This window comes from Kaistella yonginensis, assembly GCF_030409525.1.
Lineage (GTDB): Bacteria > Bacteroidota > Bacteroidia > Flavobacteriales > Weeksellaceae > Kaistella > Kaistella yonginensis.
Genome location: NZ_JAUFQB010000015.1, coordinates 1 through 5,768, shown reverse-complemented (window position 1 = coordinate 5,768; position 5,768 = coordinate 1). Strand labels below are relative to the sequence as shown.

General features: G+C 34.7%; 6 protein-coding genes. 4 read left to right on the top strand and 2 right to left on the bottom strand.

Annotation, left to right across the window (positions count from 1 at the left end; translation table 11 throughout):
• The first annotated feature begins 126 nt into the window (after positions 1–126).
• From QWY78_RS05680 to QWY78_RS05665, 4 genes are all read left to right on the top strand, one after another.
• On the top strand, positions 127–2,202 hold the full coding sequence (locus QWY78_RS05680) for an RHS repeat domain-containing protein (protein ID WP_290217421.1): 2,076 nt from the start codon (positions 127–129) through the stop codon (positions 2,200–2,202).
• Positions 2,192–2,494 carry a hypothetical protein gene (locus QWY78_RS05675; protein WP_290217419.1) on the top strand — a complete coding sequence of 101 codons (303 nt, stop codon included), beginning with the start codon at positions 2,192–2,194 and terminating at the stop codon, positions 2,492–2,494. The genes QWY78_RS05680 and QWY78_RS05675 overlap by 11 nt, the downstream gene beginning before the upstream one ends.
• A gap of 316 nt (positions 2,495–2,810) precedes the next feature.
• On the top strand, positions 2,811–3,356 hold the full coding sequence (locus QWY78_RS05670; RefSeq protein WP_290217417.1) for a recombinase family protein: 546 nt from the start codon (positions 2,811–2,813) through the stop codon (positions 3,354–3,356).
• A 43-nt stretch (positions 3,357–3,399) separates the two neighbouring features.
• On the top strand, positions 3,400–3,864 hold the full coding sequence (locus QWY78_RS05665) for a hypothetical protein (protein ID WP_290217415.1): 465 nt from the start codon (positions 3,400–3,402) through the stop codon (positions 3,862–3,864).
• Between the two features lie 318 nt (positions 3,865–4,182).
• On the opposite strand, the gene QWY78_RS05660 is transcribed toward QWY78_RS05665, so the two are convergent.
• Positions 4,183–4,542 (bottom strand): ubiquitination-like system serine protease family protein, encoded by a 360-nt coding sequence (locus tag QWY78_RS05660; protein WP_290217413.1) that lies wholly within the window; start codon positions 4,540–4,542, stop codon positions 4,183–4,185.
• Entirely contained in the window at positions 4,487–5,632 is a 1,146-nt protein-coding gene (locus tag QWY78_RS05655) for a ThiF family adenylyltransferase (protein WP_290217411.1), read from the bottom strand. The genes QWY78_RS05660 and QWY78_RS05655 overlap by 56 nt, the downstream gene beginning before the upstream one ends.
• Positions 5,633–5,768 lie beyond the last annotated feature (136 nt).

The window sequence follows — 5,768 nt, the reverse complement described above, 5'->3', positions numbered from 1 at the left end:
GAGATTGTTCATGTATTTAAGTGATTGGTAGTCAGGTAAATATACGATTTTTTAATCAAATGAACAATCTTTTTTCCTATATTTCTAAATGCACAACGGGTTTATGATGATATCGGACAATTAATTGTGAAAAAAGTCGGGGGGAATGCTGGTACGCCTCTGCAAAAAGTTAATTATCGTTATAATATCCGTGGTTGGCTCACAGCTATCAATGATTTAGATAGTTTGAATATCAATGGTCACGGTGATTTTTTTGCCTACAAAATTAGGTACGATGAACGGATAGGCTTGGAAAATCCTAATACTAACTTCCCTACTTATAAAGTAAAGCCAAAATATAACGGAAACATTGCCGAAGTAGATTGGATTTCGCTTTATACTGCAGGACAACAAGGGCCTATAGCTTCAAACGCCGACCGATACGGATATGTGTACGATGGTCTTGACAGATTAAAAGCCGGTTTCTACCAAAATCCTGCAAATAGATCATTTAAAGATAATCATGAAGTTGTGGAAGAATATGATTTAAACGGGAACATTCGGAAGCTTAAACGAACCGGCCGGAAAATAAAAAATTATCCCGCGGTACTGTTTGACGACCTTGTTTATAATTATGATGGAAATAAACTGACCTCTATCATCGATAATCCAAACGGAAGCGCCAATCCATCAGGATATGAAGGCGGCGGTGCACCCATTGACTACGATTCTAACGGTAATATGACTATAATGCCCGACAAAGGAATCACCAATATCGCTTATAATTTCCTTGACCTTCCCAATAACGTAGCACAAAGAGGGAATACAACAGAATATAGTTATAGAGCAGATGGAGTAAAACTTAAAAGAAAGTTTACGCTAAATAATGCCTTAGGCAGTACCACTACTACGACTGAATATCTTGACGGTTTTCATTATTCAGAAAGTTCAAACCCTACTTTAAATAGGGCGTTAAGTGAACAGGATAATGTAACTCAAAGTATTAAAACTGCCGGAGAAGAAGAAGTGTTTGTAGATGAATACGGTGAAGCCAACCGGATTGCACTCCCAAATGACCCCCCAATAGTCTCCATAAGTCTTATGTTTTTTCCTACTGCTGAAGGTTTTTATGATTTTAGAAGAAAACAATATATTTACCAGTACAAAGATCAGGTAGGGAATACGCGCTTAAGTTACTGGGTTCATCCTGATGAAAATATTTTAAAGATTTTAGACAAAAATGATTACTATCCTTTTGGGATGAATATTCTTCAGGATTCGGAGTTTAGCGCTACAGCAAGCCCGCTGAATTATAAATTTGGTGGGAAAGAATTACAAGAATCTGGAATGTACGATTTTGGTGCAAGAACTTACATGCCAGATGTGGGCAGATGGATGTCCATCGATCCGTTGGCAGAACTAAGCCCAGATCTTACGCCGTTTAGGTTTGCTTTTAACAATCCTATTTCCTTTACAGATCCAACTGGGATGTACGAAGACGGTTATGGAGGCGGGGGAGATTGGGATGACGAAAATGACAGAGATCAAGGATTTATACGTTTTCATTGGAACGATAACTACTTTGAAAATGTACCTAATGATGAGTATAATATTTTTTATAAAATCGGAGACGTGCTGACTTTAAATTGGGGAGTGGAATTCAAAAATGAATCGCATGATGCCAGTGGATCTCAAGGTGATTTCATGGCAGATATGGGACAGGAGTTTTCTTCAGACCCTGGACAGAACTCTTCTTCAGGTGATTTAGGAAATGATAATGGAGGTTGCGATAATTGTCCCTCAAATGCCAAGAATTTTGATACGTTTGTTGATTATCCTTTCAGTATATTAGATAGAGATACTTGGAATAATTTTGGAAAAACCAAAATTTACACTTATACATCTTTATCTGGGTGGGAAGAGTTTAAATATATTGAATTATCAGTTGAGATTGGTAGAGGAAGTGGAATTAAAGGGGTAAAAGCCGTACTGTCCACAAATGGAATAAAAACAATTAATTCTTATAAAAAATTAATAATTGAACATCAATCAAAGCTGTTAAAATACATACAAAATCCTAGTAAATATGATAACTTAAATATGTTAAAAAATGCCCCTAACGATTTAATAAGGAATAAAATTATTCAATCGAGAATCCAACATTTAAAACATGAAATTAAAACTTTTCATCAAAATATAAATAAAATACTCAATGGACAATAATCTTCAAATTAATGTTTCCGATTTAAAAACAATAATTAACTTGTTAGCGTTAAAAGTAAATAAATTGAACGAAAACGACTCCTTCTCAATTGATAGGGATTTATATTGGAATATTCCTGAAAATGAACTATACAAAGTATATGAAAATCCAAGTAACCTTACTATTGGTAGTATTGTTGAGGATTGGGAATATTTAGAAAAAATTATATCTGAGAAGAGAGAAATAATAGATTACGATTTACATAAATTATCAATTATTCTAAAATTTATTTCTAACAAAATTCCTATTTAGATAAAATAAGTTGTACTTCCTCCCGCGAACAGATGTTAAGAGAAAAATCATCTGCAATGAAGGAAAGTCTTTATCAGAAGGCGTCGAGAACGTAAGTTGCTTACCATTAGATTGTACGAAACATAGTGCATTGTGGCGAGATAAAAAAAAATTTCAAAACTTTTAATCGCGCAAACCTTCATTTTTGCAACGTTTCTTAAATCTCAAATAATCTCCGTTTCTTTCGGTCGCAAAAATATATCGCATAATAGATTTAAAATGCGATAGGTTTTTGCAATTATTTGTAGTTTTACTTTGGAATTTTATTTTACCAATTATGCTTATAGGATATGCCAGGGTTTCTACCCAACTTCAGGATAACGCTACTCAAATTGATGCCCTTAAAAAATCCGGATGCGAAACTATATTTGAAGAAAAAATGTCTGGTGGAAGATGGGAACGTCCAAAGCTTCAGGATCTTTTAAAGCATATTCGGAGAGGAGATACCGTTGTTGTTTGGAAGCTGGATCGCCTCTCCAGATCCCTGAAAGATTTGCTTTTCATTATAGAGCAAATTGAAAATAAAGGTGCAGGCTTTAAAAGTCTTACAGAATCTATTGATACTACAACATCTGCGGGGAAAATGATGATGCAAATGGTAGGAGTATTTGCAGAATTTGAAAGAGGTATGCTGAAAGAAAGAACGCTAAAAGGTTTGCAATACGCCAGGGAAAAAGGTAGAGTTGGGGGTCGTAAACCGAAATTAAAACCCGTTCAAACAGAGGAAATTATTAAACTTAATAAAAATGGAAAGTCCGCTGCGGAATTAGCCGAACTTTTTAATGTGCATAAAGCCACAATTTATAGGATTTTAAAAAATTAAAAGCATAGAAGTTCTTTATCTTTGCTTATAAAATTAAAAACGCATGAAAATCATCCTTATTCGGGGAACAATGAATTCCGGTAAAACAACAACTTCGGGACTAGTGTATTCTGAACTAGTTAAGATTTCAGAAAAGGAGCACACATTTAATCGAAAGAAAGTTACTGAAAACAGTCTGCAGTTTAATCAGAAAAACGAGGTAATAGATTTTACTTCAGTTTTGATAATCGGAAAATTGAAAGTTGGCATAATAAGCGCGGGAGATATTGCTGCTGATCTGAAATGTAATATTGAAGTAATGATTAGTTTAGATGTTGACATACTAATTTGCTGTACTCGAAGTCGAAATCAAAAAGGTTCATCTTATAGAATGATTTCAGATGATTTTTCGAAAGAACACGAAATCATTGGAGAGTTTTGGATAGAATTTAGTAAAGACCCCGAACAAAAAAACAGCGTAAAACAATCAACTGTAAAAAAAATAATTGATTTAATAAAAGTAATCTAAGAGCTTGTGTATGCAGATTGATATAGTTTATGATATAACTACGAGCATAGAATTCTGGGTAAGCTTCATTGTAGAGAGATTTATTAATGAATGCCTAAAACTTAAAACTGTGAATATAATTAAAAGCGTAATTGTCGGAGTGGGTGCTATTGTGTGGAGCCATACACAAATTCGACTCGTAGGATTGATTAGACGAAATTAATTTACAAGATGATAGTAAGGGGGTTCGAATCCCCCCTCTCCACTCCGTAAATTTGGTATTATCCCATCCATAAGTTACGTGGGGAATGCTTAAAAAATAATCATTCAGCCACAGATTTAGAATTTAAAGAATTTTAATATTTTTTTCCACATAGAAGTCTGTTCACCTTCATCAACAATTGGTCCTACTGGTGGAAGCTTTGTTTCTTTAAAATATTCTTCCTTACGTTCCGTGTCATTTTCTCTCCCTAAAACTATTTGATGTTTTTTCCAGTGGCCTGCAAATTCAATTTTACTATTTCTTATCCAATAGTGAGACTGGCATTCAAAGTTCCAATTGCCAATAGAGGGATGAAGCGTAATTGCTTTACCATTAAAAGTCAATTTCCAATCCGTTGGAGATAACGGAGTCACCACTTCATTACCACAACCACATACNTTTAGATACACCAATAGAATATGAGCTGTGATGCTCATTTTCCAAATCAACATAAATTCCTGATATCTTCTTCCATTTCAAAATAGCAAAAATAGCATTCAATGCATTCAGTTCAGCTATCTGAATGTTGGTGGCATATTCGTTATTGTCAGAGTCTTCCGAGAAAATACGGAAAGGTAGATGATCGTTTTTTTCACGTGTAGCAGAAGTAACCCTTACAGCACCAGTAAGCTTGTCATCAACGACATTAACCCCCAAACCTACATCGGAAAAAGCTACACCAACACTTACCAAATAATCGGTTATTAATTTTCTTGCAGCATTCCGATCAACACAGACAAATACATAATCCATCTGATCTAGTTCTTTCAAGTTTTCTTCCCTTACATAATAGTCATGCGCGTGAATATACTTGTGCATGGATGAGTACAATTTTTGGTAATAAGACACCTTTCTCGGGTTTTCACATAAATCATTCATTGACGCTGCACCGGGAGAACGAAAAGCATTGTGCTGGTCAAAGCTATCCCCATCATATAGATGAATTTCTTTTACAGGAGTTTTTGCTACCAAATCAAAAATATACGCTCCCGTACCACCCAGTCCAATAATTGCAATTTTCTGCCTTTCTAACTTGGCATTAATCACTTCTATATTTGCACGGCTAGAATTAGTATCAATGTATTGAAATACAGTTTCATTACCACTGTCTGGTATGACCTTAAAAGTTTTTTCCGTAACTGATGGATCCAAATATTTCGCAGGTGCGGAAATGAGGTCTGCATACCTCTTGATTTTTTCATAGTAGTTTTGATAGCCTCCGTTAGGCTTATTAGAAAATGATCTATTTACAGTAATAGTATTATTCAATACCGAAGAATTATTAATGTGTTGGATTGCAGTAATAACTGTTCCATCAATTTCACATGGATTTTCCCCGGTGAAAAAGATAACATGATCTTGAATATTATCTAAGGTGCTTACTAATACCCCTAATTGTATCTGTTTGTTTTGATCAACATAGGGTATATGGTGGATAAGTAAATATCCACCACGTATCTCTATCTCATAACCTTCGTCTCTTAGACGTTTAAGGTCAGGACTATGATTTATCAGTTGCTGTGACATCGAAGATCATTTTATTTTTTACACGAACGACAGCACCTTTAACCATAGTGCCTTCTGATTTTGGATCCCAGCCTCTGCTATAAGTAACAGTATAACCCTTATTTGGATTATTATCATATGATCCGAAAGCTAAGGC

Coding starts and splice junctions, on each gene's coding strand:
- QWY78_RS05665 (WP_290217415.1), top strand. CDS start 3,400: ATGAAAATCATCCTTATTCGGGGAACAATGAATTCCGGTAAAACAACA.
- QWY78_RS05675 (WP_290217419.1), top strand. CDS start 2,192: ATGGACAATAATCTTCAAATTAATGTTTCCGATTTAAAAACAATAATT.
- QWY78_RS05670 (WP_290217417.1), top strand. CDS start 2,811: ATGCTTATAGGATATGCCAGGGTTTCTACCCAACTTCAGGATAACGCT.